Source organism: Aliihoeflea sp. PC F10.4 (genome assembly GCF_054612275.1).
Genome location: NZ_JBTSWH010000001.1, coordinates 550,406 through 568,071 on the forward strand (window position 1 = coordinate 550,406; position 17,666 = coordinate 568,071).

Annotated in this window: 16 protein-coding genes; 11 read left to right on the forward strand and 5 right to left on the reverse strand. The window is 61.6% G+C overall.

What is annotated here, in order from left to right; translation table 11 throughout:
- Window positions 1–197: 197 nt before the first annotated feature.
- A complete protein-coding gene (locus ACX82Z_RS02655) occupies window positions 198–1,832 on the reverse strand; it encodes a BCCT family transporter (protein ID WP_459586598.1) in 1,635 nt (544 codons plus the stop codon).
- Between the two features lie 197 nt (window positions 1,833–2,029).
- Window positions 2,030–3,232, reverse strand: coding sequence for a pyridoxal phosphate-dependent aminotransferase (locus ACX82Z_RS02660; protein WP_459586599.1), 1,203 nt, complete (start codon window positions 3,230–3,232; stop codon window positions 2,030–2,032).
- Between the two features lie 170 nt (window positions 3,233–3,402).
- Here ACX82Z_RS02660 and ACX82Z_RS02665 point away from each other — a divergent pair, with 170 nt between their 5' ends.
- The 7 genes from ACX82Z_RS02665 (at window position 3,403) to ACX82Z_RS02695 (ending at window position 10,297) form a co-directional block, all read left to right on the forward strand.
- Window positions 3,403–4,263: an EAL domain-containing protein gene (locus ACX82Z_RS02665; protein WP_459586600.1), complete on the forward strand. Its 861-nt coding sequence runs from the start codon at window positions 3,403–3,405 to the stop codon at window positions 4,261–4,263.
- A gap of 1 nt (window position 4,264) precedes the next feature.
- Complete coding sequence (locus tag ACX82Z_RS02670) at window positions 4,265–5,119, forward strand: EAL domain-containing protein (RefSeq protein ID WP_459586601.1); 855 nt, start codon at window positions 4,265–4,267, stop codon at window positions 5,117–5,119.
- 93 nt (window positions 5,120–5,212) lie between these two features.
- Window positions 5,213–5,827 carry a glutathione S-transferase family protein gene (locus tag ACX82Z_RS02675; protein WP_459586602.1) on the forward strand — a complete coding sequence of 205 codons (615 nt, stop codon included), beginning with the start codon at window positions 5,213–5,215 and terminating at the stop codon, window positions 5,825–5,827.
- A 173-nt stretch (window positions 5,828–6,000) separates the two neighbouring features.
- A complete protein-coding gene (gene ugpB / locus ACX82Z_RS02680; RefSeq protein WP_459586603.1) occupies window positions 6,001–7,311 on the forward strand; it encodes a sn-glycerol-3-phosphate ABC transporter substrate-binding protein UgpB in 1,311 nt (436 codons plus the stop codon).
- Between the two features lie 101 nt (window positions 7,312–7,412).
- Window positions 7,413–8,297, forward strand: a complete 885-nt coding sequence (gene ugpA / locus ACX82Z_RS02685) for a sn-glycerol-3-phosphate ABC transporter permease UgpA (protein WP_459586604.1) — start codon at window positions 7,413–7,415, stop codon at window positions 8,295–8,297.
- Window positions 8,298–8,358: 61 nt separating this feature from the next.
- Complete coding sequence (gene ugpE, locus ACX82Z_RS02690) at window positions 8,359–9,207, forward strand: sn-glycerol-3-phosphate ABC transporter permease UgpE (protein ID WP_459911597.1); 849 nt, start codon at window positions 8,359–8,361, stop codon at window positions 9,205–9,207.
- Between the two features lie 4 nt (window positions 9,208–9,211).
- Window positions 9,212–10,297, forward strand: a complete 1,086-nt coding sequence (locus ACX82Z_RS02695) for a sn-glycerol-3-phosphate import ATP-binding protein UgpC (RefSeq protein WP_459586605.1) — start codon at window positions 9,212–9,214, stop codon at window positions 10,295–10,297.
- Window positions 10,298–10,301: 4 nt separating this feature from the next.
- Here the strand turns inward: ACX82Z_RS02695 and ACX82Z_RS02700 are convergent, their stop codons facing one another.
- Entirely contained in the window at window positions 10,302–10,805 is a 504-nt protein-coding gene (locus ACX82Z_RS02700) for a hypothetical protein (protein WP_459586606.1), read from the reverse strand.
- Between the two features lies 1 nt (window position 10,806).
- Window positions 10,807–11,052 carry a hypothetical protein gene (locus ACX82Z_RS02705; protein WP_459586607.1) on the reverse strand — a complete coding sequence of 82 codons (246 nt, stop codon included), beginning with the start codon at window positions 11,050–11,052 and terminating at the stop codon, window positions 10,807–10,809.
- 262 nt (window positions 11,053–11,314) lie between these two features.
- Here ACX82Z_RS02705 and ACX82Z_RS02710 point away from each other — a divergent pair, with 262 nt between their 5' ends.
- The 3 genes from ACX82Z_RS02710 (at window position 11,315) to ACX82Z_RS02720 (ending at window position 14,391) form a co-directional block, all read left to right on the forward strand.
- Window positions 11,315–12,076, forward strand: coding sequence for a transglycosylase SLT domain-containing protein (locus tag ACX82Z_RS02710; protein ID WP_459586608.1), 762 nt, complete (start codon window positions 11,315–11,317; stop codon window positions 12,074–12,076).
- Between the two features lie 56 nt (window positions 12,077–12,132).
- Window positions 12,133–13,167: a serine hydrolase domain-containing protein gene (locus ACX82Z_RS02715; RefSeq protein WP_459586609.1), complete on the forward strand. Its 1,035-nt coding sequence runs from the start codon at window positions 12,133–12,135 to the stop codon at window positions 13,165–13,167.
- Window positions 13,168–13,362: 195 nt separating this feature from the next.
- Window positions 13,363–14,391, forward strand: coding sequence for a fatty acid desaturase (locus ACX82Z_RS02720; RefSeq protein WP_459586610.1), 1,029 nt, complete (start codon window positions 13,363–13,365; stop codon window positions 14,389–14,391).
- On the opposite strand, the gene ACX82Z_RS02725 is transcribed toward ACX82Z_RS02720, so the two are convergent.
- Window positions 14,392–14,583, reverse strand: a complete 192-nt coding sequence (locus tag ACX82Z_RS02725) for a hypervirulence associated TUDOR domain-containing protein (RefSeq protein WP_459586611.1) — start codon at window positions 14,581–14,583, stop codon at window positions 14,392–14,394.
- A 167-nt stretch (window positions 14,584–14,750) separates the two neighbouring features.
- Here ACX82Z_RS02725 and uvrB point away from each other — a divergent pair, with 167 nt between their 5' ends.
- Window positions 14,751–17,663, forward strand: a complete 2,913-nt coding sequence (gene uvrB, locus ACX82Z_RS02730) for an excinuclease ABC subunit UvrB (RefSeq protein ID WP_459586612.1) — start codon at window positions 14,751–14,753, stop codon at window positions 17,661–17,663.
- Window positions 17,664–17,666: the final 3 nt, after the last annotated feature.

A 17,666-nucleotide genomic window follows, 5' to 3' on the forward strand; every position in this document is an offset into this window, starting at 1 on the left:
CTCCTGTGCCCTGATTGCAGTTAGCGTCCATACGATTTTGCACGGTATCGCTGTTGTCGAGAGTTCACGAAATCGGGGAAAGGTCGTCCAAAACGTTCCAGTCTCCGGGCCGTCAAATACCCGAACGTTTAAATCCATTGCACGGAAAACGGGCCAAGGCAAGGTATGGTTGCACCTCGCCTTGGCCCCGTAGCGGGTTACTGACCCGGCGCGGTTGCCGGGGGCGTCGTCACGTATCGCTCGCCGCGCAGGCCCTGCAAGGTACTGAACATCATCAGGATCAGCAGGAGTGCGAAAGGCAGACCCGTCGCCACGGCCGCGGACTGCAATGCAGCCAGACCACCGCTCAAAAGAAGCGTGATGGCGACCAGTCCCTCGAAGGAGGCCCAGAAGACACGCTGCGCCGTCGGTGCGTCGACCTTGCCGCCGGCGGTGATGGTGTCGATCACCAGCGAGCCTGAATCCGACGACGTGACGAAGAAGATGATCACGAGCACGATGCCGATAAACGAGACGATCTGCGTCAGCGGCAATGCGTTCGCCATGATGAACAGTTTCAGGTCGTCCGATGCTTCGGCGACGAGCGCGTTGGTTGCGCTGGAAACCTGCTCGATCGCCGTCCCGCCGAAGGTCGACATCCAGATGATCGACAGGATGGTCGGAACGATCAGGACGCATGTCAGGAATTCGCGCACCGTTCTGCCGCGCGAAACACGTGCGATGAACATGCCGACGAAGGGCGACCAGGAAATCCACCAGGCCCAGTAGAAGGTCGTCCAGCCATGCAGGAAGTTCACGTCCTCGCGGCCGAACGGATTGGCGAGCGGCAGGAAGTAGGTGATGTACGACACCGTGTTCTGGAAGAAGCCGGTGACGATAACCAGTGTCGGGCCGGCCAGAAGGATGAACGTGAGCAGCACGAGCGCGAGCGCCATGTTGATCTCGGACAGCCGCTTCACGCCAGCTTCAAGCCCGGCGACGACGGATACGAGCGCGATGGCGGTGATGATGACGATCAGGATCACCTTGTTGGTGTCCGTCGCCGGGATGCCGAACAGGAACTCGATGCCCGCCATCGCCTGTTCCGCGCCGAAGCCGAGCGAGGTCGCAAGACCGAACAACGTGGCGAAAACGGCGAGCGTGTCGATGATGTGGCCGGGCCAGCCCCAGACGCGTTCACCCAGAAGCGGGTAAAAGACCGAACGCAACGTCAGCGGAAGGCCGCGATTATAGGAGAAGAAAGCGAGCGACAGCGCGAGGACGGCATAGATCGCCCAAGGGTGAAGGCCCCAGTGATAGATGGTCGCGGCCATTGCGAGGCTTTGCGCGGCAGCCGCGTCACCTTCTGCGCCGCCGAGCGGAGCCCAGTCCGTGCGAACGCCGTTTTCGACAGTAATGCCGCCGAGCGCTGCCTGATAATGCCCGAGTGGTTCGGAAACGCCGAAATACATGAGGCCGATGCCCATGCCGGCTGCGAACAGCATCGAGAACCAGCCCAGATAGCTGTAATCGGGCGTTGCGTCGGCCCCGCCGAGGCGGATCGAGCCGAGCGGCGTGACGATCAGCGCGAGGCTGAACAGCACGAACAGATTGCCCGCGATCATCAGGAACCAGTCGAAATTATCCGTCAGCCAGGGACGCAGCCATGAGAAGAATTCCTCCGTCGTCACTGGAAATAGCAGCGTCAGGATCACGAAGACGACGACCACACCGCCTGAAATCGCGAAGACCGGGTTGTGAATGTCCAGCCCAAAGACCTGAATGTTGTCCTGCCCGACCTCATAGTCGATGTCATCGACCGTGACCGCGCTTTTCTTTGGTTCGTCTTCCATGGGTTGCTCCCCGTCGTCAGTTCCTTGCTCAGAGCTATCCTCTGCCAGCAAGCTGGAATGCACAGCTTCCGCTGCGGCATATCATGACGGTATCTGATCAACCTGAAAGAAAGCCGGCGAAAGCGCGATGGCCCGGGAACCTAACGCGCTGACGCCTCATTTCAACCATAATTCTGGCCGGCGGTGGATAACCCGGCTCAGATAAGCGACGCCGTGAAGCGCTGAATTCGGCTGCAGGCCTCTTCCAGCAAGGCTTCCGACGTTGCGTAGGAAATGCGGAAATTCGGTCCGAGACCGAACGCCGATCCGTGGACGACCGCGACACCTTCGGCTTCGAGAAGCTCGGAAACGAAATCCTCGTCGGTTTCGATCACCTTGCCGCCCGGCGTCTTTTTGCCGATCAGCCCTTCGCAGGACGGATAGACGTAGAACGCGCCTTCCGGCACCGGGCAGGAAATACCCTTGGCCTGGTTCAGCATCGAGACGACGAGGTCGCGGCGGTTCTGGAAGATCGCCTTGTTCTTTTCCACGAAGTCCTGCGGACCGTTGAGCGCCTCGACGGCGGCCCATTGCGCGATCGAGCACGCGCCCGAGGTCTGCTGACCCTGGATCATGTCCATCGCCTTGATGAGCGCGAGCGGGCCGGCCGCGTAGCCGATACGCCAGCCGGTCATGGCATATGCCTTGGAGACGCCATTCATCGTCAGCGTGCGCTCGTAGAGCTTCGGCTCGACCTGCGCGATCGTCTTGAACGCGAAGTCATCGAAGACGAGATGCTCGTACATATCGTCGGTCAGCGTCCACACATGCGGATGCTTGAGAAGCACGTCTGCGAGCGCGCGCAATTCGACTTCAGTGTAGGCCGCGCCGGACGGGTTAGACGGCGAGTTCATCAGCAACCACTTGGTCTTCGGCGTGATCGCCTTTTCCAGCGCCTCAGGCGTCAGTTTGAAGCCGTTGTCGATGGACGTTTCGGCAAAGACGTTCTCGCCGCCGCAGATCGCCACCATTTCCGGGTACGACACCCAGTAGGGGCGGGGGATGATGACTTCGTCGCCCGCGTTGAGCGTCGCCATGAAAGCGTTGAACAGGATCTGCTTGCCGCCGGTGCCGACGATCGTCTGCTCGGGCGTATAGTCGAGACCGTTCTCGCGCTTGAACTTCGCCGCGATAGCCTTGCGCAATTCGGGAATGCCGGAAACAGGCGTGTACTTCGTTTCGCCGCGTTGGATCGCCTCGATCGCCGCGTTCTTGACGTTATCCGGCGTGTCGAAATCCGGCTCGCCCGCACCCAGTCCGATCACGTCGCGACCGGCCGATTTCAGTTCGCGCGCCTTTTGCGAGACCGCGATGGTCGCGGACGGCTTAACGCGGGAAAGGGCATCGGCAAGGAAGGCCATGATATTTCGTCTCCGGATGGGTTGGCGCCGCTTGTCGCGGCCGCGCGTTTCATGAATGATCTGCCGCGAAATCGCAAGGTTTCGCAATTGTGCCAGTGCGTTCGCCGGTTAACCGCCGATTAGCGTTGTTAAGGGACAGTTGACGGGTTGTTGGCCAGGGAGGACCCTATTTGGCCAGAGGCCTTAGTCATTCGAATATCGTCAACGAGCCGGACGGCACGGTCGTCGGGCATTGGGGTCCTTACGTTCTTCAAACTGCCTTTCAGCCGATTTTCGCTTTTGAAAAGGGGCATCTGCGCCCTTACGCGTTCGAAGCTCTGGTGCGCCCGTCGCGCGATGACAGTGCGCTGTCGCCCAAGGTGTTCTTCAAGGCGGTCCCGGCGATCGATCGTCTTGCAATCGAGACGCTGTCCCGCGATCTCCAAATTCTCAACGCCGGCATTTCGTTCGGGCCGGACGTCATCCTGTTTATAAATTTCGACCCGTCGCTTTTTTGCGACAGGGCGATCGTGGATGCTGCACTCGGCGAAATGCGCGATGTCGTCGCCCGTGCCGGATTGCGGCCCGAGCGTATCGTTTGCGAGGTGACGGAACAGTCTTCCACCTCAGCCGCTGCACTTCAGGATTTCGTAGCCGCCTTGCGATCCGATGGCTATGGTGTCGCCGTCGACGATTACGGAACCCAAAGTTCCGACATGGAGCGCGTAAAGCAGTTGCATCCCGACATCGTCAAGTTCGATGCCAAATGGATCGTCCGGCTGATGGAAACGCGGCCGGGTATTGCGCTTTTGAGCGTCATGGTCGAGGAATTCCATCAAAAGAATATCCGGACCGTGTTCGAGGGCATCGAGGAAGAATGGCAGATCGATGTGGCTGCCGAAATCGGTGTTTCCATGGTCCAGGGTTTTGCGCTTGCCCGTCCCCAGATCGCGCCGACGAATTTTGCGGCTCTGGAGGACGATGAACCACCGCCCGGCATCGGGACAGGTCGTCGACGGTCGGGTCGCGCATTCGGTCGGCGGAGGATGTGAAATGGGTGTTGAGGACGAGCTTTACGAGACGATAGAAGCTTCGATCCGTCACGAGGATGACGGCCCGAGCGTGGCGCAGTTCAACGCGCATGTTTTGCGCAGCGCATATCAGCCGATCTATCGCTCGCATGAGGGGCAAATGGCGGTCGCTGGCGCGCGCGGGCTGGTGCGCCCTGTCAGGGGCGGACGCCCGTCGGTTCCGGTGCGTCTTTTCGACCGGCTGAGCGCGGCCGACCGGCTGCGTCTGGAGTGCCTTTGCCGCGCCTTGCATATCGCCAATCTTCCGCATCTCGATCTTGAGACCCGGTCGCTGTCGCTTCGCATCGATGCGACCGACGCCGACGATTTCGAAATCGCGTTGGCGCTGTTGAGTACGGCCGTCACCGAGCTTGGAAATGAGGGTTACGATCCGCCGCGCATCACCTGCGAACTGGGATGCGGCCTCGAAGAGGCGTCCGCGCTGCGGGCGGACGCGGTGCGCCGCCACGGCTTTCGCGTTGCGCTTCGTGATTTCGGACCGGACATCGCCGGCGTCGAGATCGCGCGCGTCGCGAAGCCGGACTATGTGCGCATCGACGGCACATGGTTCCGTCAGGTCGCGCGCATGCCCGAGGCTCTCAAGCTTCTGTCCAGTGTCATCGCAGTTCTCCACGCGGACGACATCGAGATTCTGGCTGACGGGATCGAGGCGGTTCATGAACTCGAGGCAGCGCTCGAAATCGGTGCGGACCTCTTCCAGGGCTTCCTGTTTTCACCGCCGGTTCTTGCGGGAGCAAGGGTTACGGAACGACCTCTCGGCCTGCCGCAACTCCTGCGTCCACGCGCACGCATCATTCCGCTGCGCCGGCCCGCCTGATCCATCAGCGAAAATCATCGAACCATCGCCGTTACGGCCTCGCATCCGGTCGGCGAAACGGGCAGTCTTCATCGACTTCACGGGGAGACAACCATGCTGACGCTTTATGGAATGACCGACAGCGGCAATTGCTACAAGCCGCGCCTGCTTCTGGCGAAGCTGGGCGTCCCGTTTCGCCATGTCGAAGTCAGCACGACCGATGGCGGCACGCGTGCACCGGATTATCTGGATAAAAACCCGAACGGAAAGGTGCCGCTTCTGGAACTGGAGGACGGGCGGCTTCTGGCTGAAAGCAACGCGATCCTCCTTCATCTGGCCGAAGGCACGCGCTTTCTGCCTGCCGACGCCTATCAGCGCGCGCTTTGTTATCAGTGGCTTTTCTTCGAGCAATACAGTCATGAGCCGCAGATCGCCGTTCGCCGCTCGCTGGTGAAGTACCCGCATCTGGCTGCCAACGCGACCGAACAGCGGATGGCCGCGCTTCTGGAAGGCGGCAACAAGGCGCTCGCCGTCATGGAAGAAGGTCTTGCGAAGTCCCCGTTCTTCGCCGGCGAAACGATCAGCGTGGCCGATCTGGCGCTTTACGCTTACACGCATGATGCAGCCATCGCGGGTTTCGATCTGGCGCGCTTTCCTTTCGTTTCGGCGTGGCTTTCGCGCGTTGCCGAAGATGCGGGCCACGTCGAAATCGGTTGGAAACCTGCTTAAACGCTAAGCAAAGCGCGGCTTTTTGCGTCAATGTAGTTGACTCTTAGCCGATTTCAGGAAATTTCGTTTGTCAGTTTCACTGGATGACGAACTTGGTGTCGTCCAGTTGTCACAGACCGCCGATAGTGCGGGTCGCGGAAGTCAACTCTTTCGCCAACAAACGGGAGCGAAACATGTCCATGAAAACCTATGCGGCCGGTCTTGCCGCAACCTTCACCGTTTTGAGCGCGTCGACCGCGCTCGCGCAGACGCAGATCGACTGGTGGCACGCCATGTCCGGCGCCAACAACGACGTCGTCGAAGAGCTTGCCCAGGAATTCAACGACAGCCAGGACGACTATCGCGTCGTGCCGGCTTATCGCGGCACCTATCCCGAGACGCTGAACGCCGGCATCGCCGCTTTCCGCGCCAATCAGGCTCCGCACATCATTCAGGTCTTCGACGTCGGCACCGGCGTCATGATGGCTGCCGAAGGCGCGACGAAGCCGGTCGCCGAGATCATCTCGCTGACGGGCGAGGAATTCGATCCGGCGAACTACCTGCCGGGCATCGTCGCCTATTATTCGCGTCCGGACGGCACAATGCTGTCGTTCCCTTACAATTCGTCCTCTCCGATCCTCTACTACAACAAGGATTTGTTCGAGGAAGCCGGCCTCGATCCGGAGAACCCGCCGACCACCTGGCCGGAAGTCTTCGAGGCTGCCCGCACCATCAAGGAATCGGGCGCTGCCGCCTGCGGTTTCACCTCGACCTGGCTGACCTGGATCGGTCTTGAGAACTTCGCAGCCTGGAACAACCTCCAGTACGGCACCAACGAGAACGGCCTTGCCGGCACCGATGTCGAGCTGAAGATCAACGAGGGCATGTTCGTCACGCACTTCCAGAACATCGCCGATCTGGCCGCCGACGACACGTTCCGCTATGGCGGCCGCACGTCCGAAGCCAAAAACCTGTTCACCTCCGGCGAATGCGCGATCCTGACGGAATCGTCAGGCGGCCTCGGCGACGTCATCAATTCGGGCATGAATTACGGCCTCGGCCAGCTTCCCTACTATCCGGAAGCCGAAGGCGCTCCACAGAACACGATCCCCGGCGGCGCGAGCCTTTGGGTGTTCGAGGGCAAGTCGGACGAGGAATATCAGGGCGTCGCGGCGTTCTTCGAGTTCCTGTCGCAGACCGAAATCCAGGCGCGCCTGCATCAGGTTTCGGGCTATCTGCCGGTGACGATGGCCGCCTATGAGGCGACCAAGGAATCGGGCTTCTATGACGAGAACCCGGGCCGCGAAATCCCGATCACGCAGATGATGGGCAAGGCACCGACCGAGAATTCGCGTGGCGTTCGCCTCGTCAACCTGCCGCAGGTCCGCGACATCCAGAATGAAGAGTTCGAGCGCATGCTCGCCGGCGATCAGGATGCCCAGACGGCGCTCGACAACGCCGTTCGTCGCGGCAACGCCGCCATCCAGGAAGCGATCGGCAACTAAGACCGACGCGATACGCTCTTTCCGCCCGCGTGGACGACACGCGGGCGGTTTCTTGATAAAACGGGGAACGACCCCCGCGATCTGGCCCGAGAGGAAAATCCTTGTCCCCGCGCGTCGTCTTTCCCAACAAGGTGCTGCCCTATGTGCTGCTTGCCCCGCAGCTCATCATCGTGGCCATCTTCTTCTACTGGCCTGCGAGCCAGGCGCTTTATCAGTCCGTGCTGAGAGAAGACCCGTTCGGCCTTCGGACGACCTTCGTGGGCATGCGCAATTTCCAGCGCGTCCTCTCCGACCCCAACTATATCAACGCGGTCCAGAACACGGCCGTGTTCTCCGTCGCCGTCGCCTTCCTCGCCATGGGTATCGCGCTGCTTCTGGCGGTCATGGCCGACAAGATCATCAAGGGGAAGGGCTTCTACCGGACCATGCTGATCTGGCCCTACGCCATTGCGCCGGCGATCGCCGGCATGGTGTGGCTGTTCATGTTCAATCCGGCGATGGGCACTTTCGCCTATATGCTGCGCTCGTCGGGCTATGCGTGGGACCCGCTGTTGAAGGGCGATCAGGCCATGTGGCTCGTCATCGCGGCGGCCGCGTGGAAGCAGATCTCCTACAATTTCCTGTTCTTCGTCGCCGGCCTGCAAGCGATCCCGAAGACGCTCATCGAAGCCGCCGCCATCGACGGCGCGGGCGAGACCAAGCGTTTCTGGACGATCGTCTTCCCGCTGCTCGCGCCGACGACGTTCTTCCTGCTCGTCATCAACACGACCTATGCCTTCTTTGATACGTTCGGCATCATCCACGCCGTCACCGGCGGTGGACCGGGCCGGGCTACCGAAACGCTCGTCTACAAGGTCTATCACGACGGCTTCGTGAACCTCATTCTCGGCGATTCCGCTGCGCAATCGGTCATCCTCATGGTCATCGTCATCGCGCTGACGGCGATCCAGTTCCGCTACGTGGAAAAGAAGGTGCACTATGGCTGAAGCTGTCGCCGTGACCGGAAAATCCACCGCCGCCAAGCTCGGCCGCAAGGAAGAGGGTGCGATGCTTGGCGTCTCGAAGACGTCGCGCTACATCGCCCATGCGATCCTGATTATCGGCGTAATCATCGTCGCCTTCCCGATCTACTACACCTTCGTTGCCTCGACCCATTCGTTGCAGACGATCCTGCGTCCGCCGCTGCCGCTTTTGCCCGGCGATCAGTTCTTCGCGAACTACTATCAGGCGATCTTCGGCGGCGTGCGTCAGACGGGCGGCGTCGGCGCTGACCTCCTGCTTTTCAACACGATGGTGATGGCGCTCGGCATCGCGGTCGGCAAGATCGCGATCTCGCTCCTGTCGGCCTATGCGATCGTCTTCTTTCGCTTTCCGGGGCGGATGATCTTCTTCTGGCTGATCTTCATCACGCTGATGCTGCCGGTCGAGGTACGCATTTTGCCGACCTACAAGGTCATGGTCGATCTCGGCCTTATCAACACCTATGCCGGCCTCATCATTCCGCTGATCGCGTCCGCGACGGCGACGCTTCTCTTCCGCACCTTCTTCCTGACCATTCCGGGCGAACTGGTGGAGGCGGCGCGCGTCGACGGGGCAGGGCCGTGGCGCTTCTTCAAGGACATCCTGCTTCCCTTGTCGAAGACCAACCTCGCCGCGCTCTTCGTCATCATGTTCATCTATGGCTGGACGCAATATCTGTGGCCGCTACTGATCACCACGTCGAACGACATGAACACGATCGTCATCGCGCTGCGCCGGATGATCTCGTTCGCCGACGCCGAAACGCAGTGGCACATCGTCATGGTCACGGCGATCCTGGCCATGCTGCCGCCCGTCGCCGTCGTCGTCTTCATGCAGCGCTGGTTCGTCAAGGGCCTCGTCGAAACCGAGAAGTGAGAATATGGCAACCGTCGAACTGAACAACGTCCGCAAGGTCTATGGCGGCAAGGTCGAGGCCGTCAAAGGCGTCTCCATCTCCATTCCCGACGGCCAGATGTGCGTCCTCGTCGGCCCGTCGGGCTGCGGCAAGTCCACGCTCTTGCGCATGATCGCCGGTCTTGAATCCATCACCGACGGCACAATCTCGATCGGCGACGGGGTGGTCAACGACAAGGGCCCGGTCGAGCGCGACATCGCCATGGTGTTCCAGAACTACGCGCTCTACCCGCATATGTCGGTCTACGACAACATGGCCTACGGCCTGAAGAACCGGGGCATGGCAAAGGACGAGATCGAAAAGCGCGTCCGGGAAGCTGCCGCCACGCTCGGCCTGGCCGAATTCCTCCAGCGCCGTCCGCGCGAATTGTCGGGCGGCCAGCGCCAGCGCGTGGCCATGGGCCGCGCCATCGTGCGCAGCCCCAAGGCGTTCCTATTCGACGAACCCTTGTCCAATCTCGACGCCAAGCTGCGCGGCCAGATGCGCGTCGAGATCAAGTCGTTGCAGCGTCGTCTCGGCGTCACCTCTGTCTACGTCACCCACGATCAGGTCGAGGCGATGACGCTCGCCGACACGCTCGTCGTCATGAATGGCGGTCTTGCCGAACAGATCGACACGCCGATGGCGATCTATGAAAAGCCGGCCTCGACATTCGTGGCGGGCTTCATCGGCTCGCCTGCGATGAACCTTTTGACCGCAACCGTGGCCGATGGCGGATTGACGCTGGCGGGCGGTGGCGGCACCGTGAAGCCGCGCGACACCGTTCTTCCCGAAGCGGGCCGTGAAGTGGTTCTGGGCATTCGTCCCGAGCACATGAAAATGACGGACAGCCGCAACACGGCCGATCTTACGCTCAAGGTGATGGCGGTCGAAATTCTCGGCGCGGACGTTCTGGCCCATGGACAGCCGGTCGACGCGGCGCAGGCCGGCGGCGAGATCATCGCGCGCCTGCCGGGCGGCACGAAGGTCGAGGTCGGCGACACGCTTCCCCTCGCTATCGCTCCAGGCATGACGCATCTGTTCGACGCGGCCACCGGCAAGCGGATTTGAGTATCTAGCGGTTCGGCAGGCCGTTCGCTTCACGCTGCGTGCGGATTTGTGCGGCGTCGCGTTGTGTCTGGTCGCGCAGCCCTTCGAGGCCCTCGCGAATGTTGCGGTGCGTTTCGGCCGGTAAGGCCGGATCGGGATCGGCCTCGTCCCATTCCAAGACCTCGTCGAGGATTGCAACGAGGCGCGGAATGTCGCCATAGGCATATTCGTTAATCGGCCGCCCGACCGTTTCCATGAGGGACGCGAAAAGAGCCGGTCCGCCCGACGGGTCGATGTCGGGATTGGCCACGAGATAGCTTCGGAAACGCAACTGGCCGGCATAGAACCAGAATGTCGCGCGGTCGTGTTCGCCTTCCGAGAAAAGCGTGGCTGCGCGCATCATCATGTCGGAATAGGTTCCGATCTTCACATAGTCGGCTTGCGCGGCCGGGGCTGACGAGGGCGGGAAGATCGCGAGCGCAGATACTGCCAGAGCGAGCGTCAGTGCAGCGGTCCGCAGCGCGCGCATGTCAGGCGACCTTGCTGAAGGTCTGCGCCGCTGCGGGCGTCACGGTTTCGGCCGGGGTCTGTTCGGTGGCTTCCATCTCGGCGAGGATGTCGTTCACCTCGTCGATGTCGACATAATAATAACGTGTCAATTGCACCGGAACGTCGCCCAGTTCGACACCGCGTTGGCACATGAAACGGATTGCGAATTCAAGCTCGCGGCGTTCGATCAGGCGACGCTTCGCGCAATCTTCCACTGGCTTGGTCATGTCGTTGCCCCTGAAACGCGACGTTCTTCCGACGCCTTCATGATGCGAATCGATTGTCCCAAGTATGGCGTGCTTAGCCGCAGGCACAAGAAGAAGTGGATAGCGTGGAAAGCCTGGCGCAAGATGTCGATTGTTATTGCGTACGCCGCACTTTCCGTTGCAGCCGATACGTGGTTAACACACCCGATTGCCCTGACCGTCGCACTCGCGTAAAGAAGCGTCGGGGCGGAGCGATATTCGAGACAATCTGCGAGAGGCGACCTTGGCTTCCCAAAAGACGTTTCCGGCGCGATACGCCGCCGTTTCCTTTGTTGCGATCGGCCTGATTTCGGGCTGCACTTCTACCAATGGCGACCTTGCCACGCAGCTTCAGGCTGCCGCCGAGGAGGAGGTCGCGCTTCCCGATCAGGTCGATGTGCGTCCTTCGCCGAATGTGGCGACTGCCACGGCCGCGCCTGCCGATGCTCCCCAACCTGTCGCCGCCTCAGAAGACGCCGAAGCCGCTCCTGCCACCACTCAGGTTGCTGCGGTGCAGACCGAAGAGCCTGTCGTCGTTGCGGCCGCCTATGCGGGTGCCACGCCATCGGGCGGGGCTACCGGCGCGATCGTCCATTCGAGCGCGTTACAGGCAGCCATCGTTCCATCAGGCATCGGCAAGGTTGCCGCGCGCAGCCCCGAACTCGATATCCTGATCGTCAAATATGCCGGGCATTATCAGGTGCCGGTCGAACTTGTTCGCCGCGTCGTCGATCGCGAAAGCACGTTCAATCCCGGCGCGCGCAACGGTCCTTATTGGGGCCTCATGCAGATCCGGCACGATACCGCCCGCACCATGGGCTATCGCGGCTCGGCCGAGGGGCTTCTCGATGCCGAGACGAATCTGCGCTACGCCGTCAAATATCTGCGCGGCGCGTTCCTGACGGCCGATGGCGACCATGACCGCGCGGTGCGGCTTTACGCGCGCGGCTACTACTACGACGCCAAGCGCAAGGGATTGCTGCGCGAAACGGGCCTGCGCTCCTGATCTCACTTTGACGTGACGGTCGTGACTTCGCCGCAGCTTCGGCCTATCTCGCGATCATGAACCGTCGCACCCTGCTTCTCAGCACCATCGCCGCCACGCTCGTCGTTCCCGCCTTCGCGCAGGATGAGGACGCGCCCGTCACATTCGAGGCCATCCTTGACGACGCGGCAGCGCTCGCGCCGCTCGAAACGGTCGTCGTCTCGCTCAACGGTGATACGGTGGCCGAGCGTGGCTATCGCGGCAATTCCGTCGATACGCCGACAAACATCAAGTCGGCCTCCAAATCGGTCGTCTCGGCGCTTGTCGGCATCGCCATCGACAAGGGCGTGCTGGAAAGCGCGGAACAGAGGATCGCGCCGCTTCTTGGCGCCGACATGCCTGCCGATCCCGACCCGCGCATCGAGGACATCACGATCGGCCATCTGTTGTCGATGCAGGCGGGTCTCGGCCGCACGTCGGGCGGCAATTACGGGCGCTGGGTGGCGAGCCGCAACTGGGTGCGCGCCGCGCTCTCCATGCCGTTCGACGACGAGCCCGGCGGGCGGATGCTTTATTCGACAGGCTCCACGCACCTTTTGTCCGCCATCCTGACCCGGCAGTCCGGCCGCTCGACGCTGGATCTTGCTCGCGAATGGCTCGGCCCGATCCCTGACTTTCGCATCGGCGGCTGGGAGCGCGATCCGCAAGGCATCTATCTCGGCGGCAACCAGATGGCGATGAGCCCGCGCGCGCTGCTCGCTTTCGGCGAGGTCTATCGCAATGGCGGCGAGACGCCCGACAGCACCCGCATCGTTTCGGCCGACTGGATCGAGCAGTCCTGGCAGCGGCGCACCAATTCGCGCTTCAACGGCGATGGCTACGGCTATGGCTGGTTCCTGCGCCGGATCAACGGCGAGGACGTGAAATATGGCTGGGGCTATGGCGGCCAGATGCTCTACATCGTGCCAGCACTAAACCTCACCGTCGTGATGACTTCGGACGAGAACAATGGTTCTGCCCGCACCGGTCATCGTACGGACCTTCATGCGCTGCTTGGTCGCATCATCGACGTCGCGCGTACGGGGGATACGGCGGATCTTCAAGCGGATTGATACCACCTCATCGAAAGTGACCGACGCACTTGCGTCTTGCGCCGCTTCGCCAATGTGACTACGCAGCGGCAGGGGGATGACAGATTCGATTGCACCGTCTTTCGACGCAATTGACGTCCAGAACGTTCCTTCACCTGAATTTTACGCGTCGGATGTTTCGGCAGTTGGCGTTCCTTCTTCTTGCATGGACCTTCGATGACACCTGACACCACGACCGCTGATGCCGTGCAGAGCGCGCGCGCCTGGACCAAGGTTCTTTCCCGCTATCGCGAGCCGAGCACGAAGCGCAGCGTCTTCGAAATCGCCGTCACGGTGGTGCCTTTCGTTCTTTTGTGGACCGCAGCCGCGCTCGGCGTCGTCTATGGCCATTACTGGGCCTTGGTGCTGACGATCCCCGCCGCTGGCTTTCTGGTGCGCATGTTCATGCTTCAGCACGATTGCGGCCACGGTTCGCTGTTTGCGCGTCGCGGAGCGAACGACTGGACCGGCCGCATCATCGGCGTCCTCACCTTTACGCCCTACGATTACTGGCGGCGCACGCATGCCGTTCATCATGCGACGACCGGCAATCTCGACCAGCGTGGCATCGGCGACATCGATACGCTGACGGTGGCGGAATACCGGGCGCTTTCGCGTTGGGGGCGCACGAAATACTGGCTCTATCGTCACCCGCTCGTCATGTTCGGAATTGGGCCAGCCTGGCTTTTCATCTGCCAGTACCGCCTGCCGATCGGCCTGATGCGGGCCGGCATCACGCCATGGACCTCGACGCTGGCGACCAATCTGGGCATAGCCGTGCCGGCAGCGATCTTGATCTGGTTGATGGGTCTCGGACCGTTCCTGATGGTGCAACTGCCGATTACGCTCATGGCGGCCACGGTCGGAGTTTGGCTATTCTACGTTCAGCACCAGTTCGAGGAAACGCACTGGAGCGAGCAGCAGGACTGGAATTTTCAACAGGCGGCGCTGCACGGCTCATCGCATTACGACCTTCCGGCGGTTTTCCGCTGGTTTACCGGCAATATCGGCATCCACCACGTCCATCATCTGTCGAGCAAGGTGCCGTTCTATCGCCTGCCGCAGGTTCTGGACGATCATCCCGAATTGCGCGGCATCGGTCGCATTACCTTTCTGGAAAGCCTTCGCTGCGTAAAGCTCGTTCTTTGGGACGAGCAGAGCCGTCGCCTCTGTTCTTTCCGCGAAGTGCGTATGGCCGTCGTCTGATCACGACGCCTTCGTCAGTTCCGAATGGCTCTTGAGCACCTTGTCGCCGTCCTTCTGTTCGACGAGATAGGCCGGCTCGTCCTTTGACGCCTTGCGTTTGATCTTCGCGCCCTTGATCGTTCGCTCCACACCGTCGGTGAAGCTTTCGACCACCTTGCCGGTTGCGGTGCCGCTGGCCCAGTTCCAGCTCACTTTCGCCCCCCTTGCGGTATTTGCTCATGCCGCGCACCCTTTCAAACAGGATGCAATGCGGGGAGCGGCGCGCAAGTTCCTGCCATCCTGACACCCTTCTGTCAGGATGGCACGTCCAGTATAGGCATACCCTTTTCTTCCGGCCGGACTCTCTCCATATTCCGGCAATGGCCAAAACCTCCCCCAAACAGCAGCGGCGCAGCCCGCTGACCGATTTCATGGATGCGTCGGAACCGCTGGAGCCGGGCGGCTTCGGCGAAGCACCGCAATCCGAATTCGAGGGCGCGCCGCTGACCGGCGGAGTCTCCGATTGGGCTAAGCAGATTTCCGACGAAGCGGCAAAACCGCAAACACCGGGCAACGCCCGGCAAGGCCGACCGGCCGTCGCGCCGGATGGCGCGCCCTCACGGAGCGAGCCGCAAAGCGGCGACAGCGCGAGTGCAAAGAAAAACAAGAAAATCCCGGAGCGCTCTTCCGCTCCCACGCGCTCGGGCCGTGGCACGTCGATGGGCGGTGCGGCTTCGCCGAAGGAGCGCGCTGCCGCAGGCCTCAATCCCGTCGCGGGTCTGGATGTCAGCCTTGAGGATGCAGCCTCTCTCTCATCATCGGGCGTCACCGCCACCGTGGCCGCGCTTTCGGCGCTGATCGAAAGCGGCAATCCGCTGCACAAGAACGGTAAGGCCTGGGTGCCGCACCGGCCCGCCCGGCCGGAAAAGTCCGAAGGCGGCATCTCGATCCGGATGGAAACGGAGTTCAAGCCGTCCGGCGACCAGCCGACCGCCATCCGCGATCTCGTCTCGGGCGTATCCGAACACGACCGCACACAGGTTCTGCTCGGCGTCACCGGCTCGGGCAAGACCTACACCATGGCCAAGGTGATCGCGGAAACGCAGCGCCCGGCGCTCATCCTTGCGCCGAACAAGACGCTCGCCGCACAGCTCTACGGCGAGTTCAAGTCGTTCTTCCCGAACAACGCGGTCGAGTATTTCGTTTCATATTACGACTACTATCAGCCGGAGGCTTACGTTCCGCGCACCGACACCTTCATCGAGAAGGAATCGTCGATCAACGAGCAGATCGACCGGATGCGCCACTCCGCGACCCGCTCGCTTCTGGAGCGCGACGACGTCATCATTGTCGCGTCGGTCTCGTGCATCTACGGTATCGGTTCGGTCGAAACCTACACTGCGATGACGTTCCAGATGAGCGTCGGCGACCGGCTCGACCAGCGCCAGCTTCTCGCCGACCTCGTTGCCCAGCAATACAAGCGTCAGGACATCAATTTCGTGCGCGGCTCGTTCCGCGTGCGCGGTGACACGATCGAAATCTTTCCGGCCCATCTTGAGGATCGTGCATGGCGCATCTCGATGTTCGGCGACGAGATCGAGACCATCGTCGAGTTCGATCCGCTTACCGGCCAGAAGACCGGCGATCTGAAATCGGTCAAGATCTACGCCAATTCGCACTATGTCACGCCGCGCCCGACGCTCAATCAGGCATCGAAATCGATCAAGGCGGAGCTTCAGTTGCGCCTCGCCGAACTCGAAAAGGCCGGTCGCTTGCTGGAAGCCCAACGGCTTGAGCAGCGCACGCGGTTTGACCTCGAAATGCTGGAAGCGACAGGCTCTTGCGCGGGTATCGAGAACTATTCCAGATATTTGACCGGGCGAGCCCCCGGAGAACCGCCGCCGACCTTGTTCGAATATATTCCCGACAACGCGCTCGTGTTCATCGATGAGAGCCATGTCACCGTGCCGCAAATCGGCGCGATGTACCGGGGCGACTTTCGTCGCAAGGCGACCTTGGCCGAATACGGCTTCCGCCTGCCGTCCTGCATGGACAACCGGCCGCTGCGCTTCGAGGAATGGGACGCAATGCGTCCGCTTACCGTCGCGGTGTCGGCAACGCCCGGCGGTTGGGAGATGGACCAGTCCGGCGGCGTCTTTGCCGAGCAGGTCATCCGCCCGACCGGGCTGATCGATCCGCCCGTCGAGGTGCGCCCGGCCAAGAGCCAGGTCGACGATGTTCTCGGCGAAATCCGCGAGACGACCGCCAAGGGCTACCGTACGCTGTGCACCGTTCTGACCAAGCGTATGGCTGAGGATCTGACCGAGTATTTGCACGAGCAGGGCATTCGCGTGCGCTACATGCACTCGGATATCGACACTCTGGAGCGTATCGAAATCCTGCGCGATCTGCGTCTCGGCGCGTTCGATGTACTCGTCGGTATCAACCTTCTGCGCGAGGGTCTCGACATCCCCGAGTGCGGCTTTGTTGCCATTCTCGACGCCGACAAGGAGGGCTTCCTGCGCTCCGAAACTTCGCTGATCCAGACCATCGGCCGCGCCGCGCGTAACGTCGACGGCAAGGTCGTGCTCTATGCCGACAATATCACCGGCTCGATGGATCGGGCGATGGCGGAGACGGATCGCCGCCGCGAGAAGCAACTCGCCTACAATGAAGAGCACGGCATCACGCCCGAAAGCGTGAAGAAGAACATCGGCGATATCCTGTCTTCGGTTTACGAGCGCGACCATGTGCGTCCCGACATTTCCGGCGTCACGAAGGACGGCCAGATGGTCGGCGCCAATCTCAAGGCGCATCTCGAACATCTGGAAAAGGAGATGCGCGACGCGGCAGCCGATCTCGATTTCGAGCGCGCCGCGCGCCTGCGCGACGAGGTCAAGCGGTTACGCGAAACCGAGCTTGCGATTTCCGACGACCCGCTTGCCCGCGAAGTCGAGCTGGAAAGTCCGGATTCGGGTCGCCGCAAGGGCCAGCACAACAAGGGCAAAGCGCGCCATCGCACAGTGGAGGAGGATGGCAAATCGCTCTTCGCCAAGCCGCATCTGGACGATATGGGCAGGGCCGGCGATTATGCCGTGCCCGCCGGCCGGTCGCTCTTCCGCAAGAACGATCTTGACGAGATGACGGTGCGGCGCACCGAAAAGCCGGTCGAGGGCGATCTGCCGGATAAACCCGTCAAGCGCGAGCGCGCCGGCATCGGCTCTTACGAGGACCCGGCCGACCAGCGCAAGCAAAAGCGCCGTCCGGGCAAGACCGGAAGGCCGGGGCAGTAAGGG

What these genes read in the sequence shown, in the direction of transcription:
- ACX82Z_RS02715 (WP_459586609.1), top strand. Translation starts at nt 12,133, where the DNA reads ATGAACCGTCGCACCCTGCTTCTCAGCACCATCGCCGCCACGCTCGTC.
- ACX82Z_RS02660 (WP_459586599.1), bottom strand. Translation starts at nt 3,232, where the DNA reads ATGGCCTTCCTTGCCGATGCCCTTTCCCGCGTTAAGCCGTCCGCGACC.
- uvrB (WP_459586612.1), top strand. Translation starts at nt 14,751, where the DNA reads ATGGCCAAAACCTCCCCCAAACAGCAGCGGCGCAGCCCGCTGACCGAT.
- ACX82Z_RS02655 (WP_459586598.1), bottom strand. Translation starts at nt 1,832, where the DNA reads ATGGAAGACGAACCAAAGAAAAGCGCGGTCACGGTCGATGACATCGAC.
- ACX82Z_RS02705 (WP_459586607.1), bottom strand. Translation starts at nt 11,052, where the DNA reads ATGACCAAGCCAGTGGAAGATTGCGCGAAGCGTCGCCTGATCGAACGC.
- ACX82Z_RS02720 (WP_459586610.1), top strand. Translation starts at nt 13,363, where the DNA reads ATGACACCTGACACCACGACCGCTGATGCCGTGCAGAGCGCGCGCGCC.
- ugpB (WP_459586603.1), top strand. Translation starts at nt 6,001, where the DNA reads ATGTCCATGAAAACCTATGCGGCCGGTCTTGCCGCAACCTTCACCGTT.
- ACX82Z_RS02675 (WP_459586602.1), top strand. Translation starts at nt 5,213, where the DNA reads ATGCTGACGCTTTATGGAATGACCGACAGCGGCAATTGCTACAAGCCG.
- ugpE (WP_459911597.1), top strand. Translation starts at nt 8,359, where the DNA reads ATGCTTGGCGTCTCGAAGACGTCGCGCTACATCGCCCATGCGATCCTG.
- ACX82Z_RS02670 (WP_459586601.1), top strand. Translation starts at nt 4,265, where the DNA reads ATGGGTGTTGAGGACGAGCTTTACGAGACGATAGAAGCTTCGATCCGT.
- ACX82Z_RS02695 (WP_459586605.1), top strand. Translation starts at nt 9,212, where the DNA reads ATGGCAACCGTCGAACTGAACAACGTCCGCAAGGTCTATGGCGGCAAG.
- ACX82Z_RS02700 (WP_459586606.1), bottom strand. Translation starts at nt 10,805, where the DNA reads ATGCGCGCGCTGCGGACCGCTGCACTGACGCTCGCTCTGGCAGTATCT.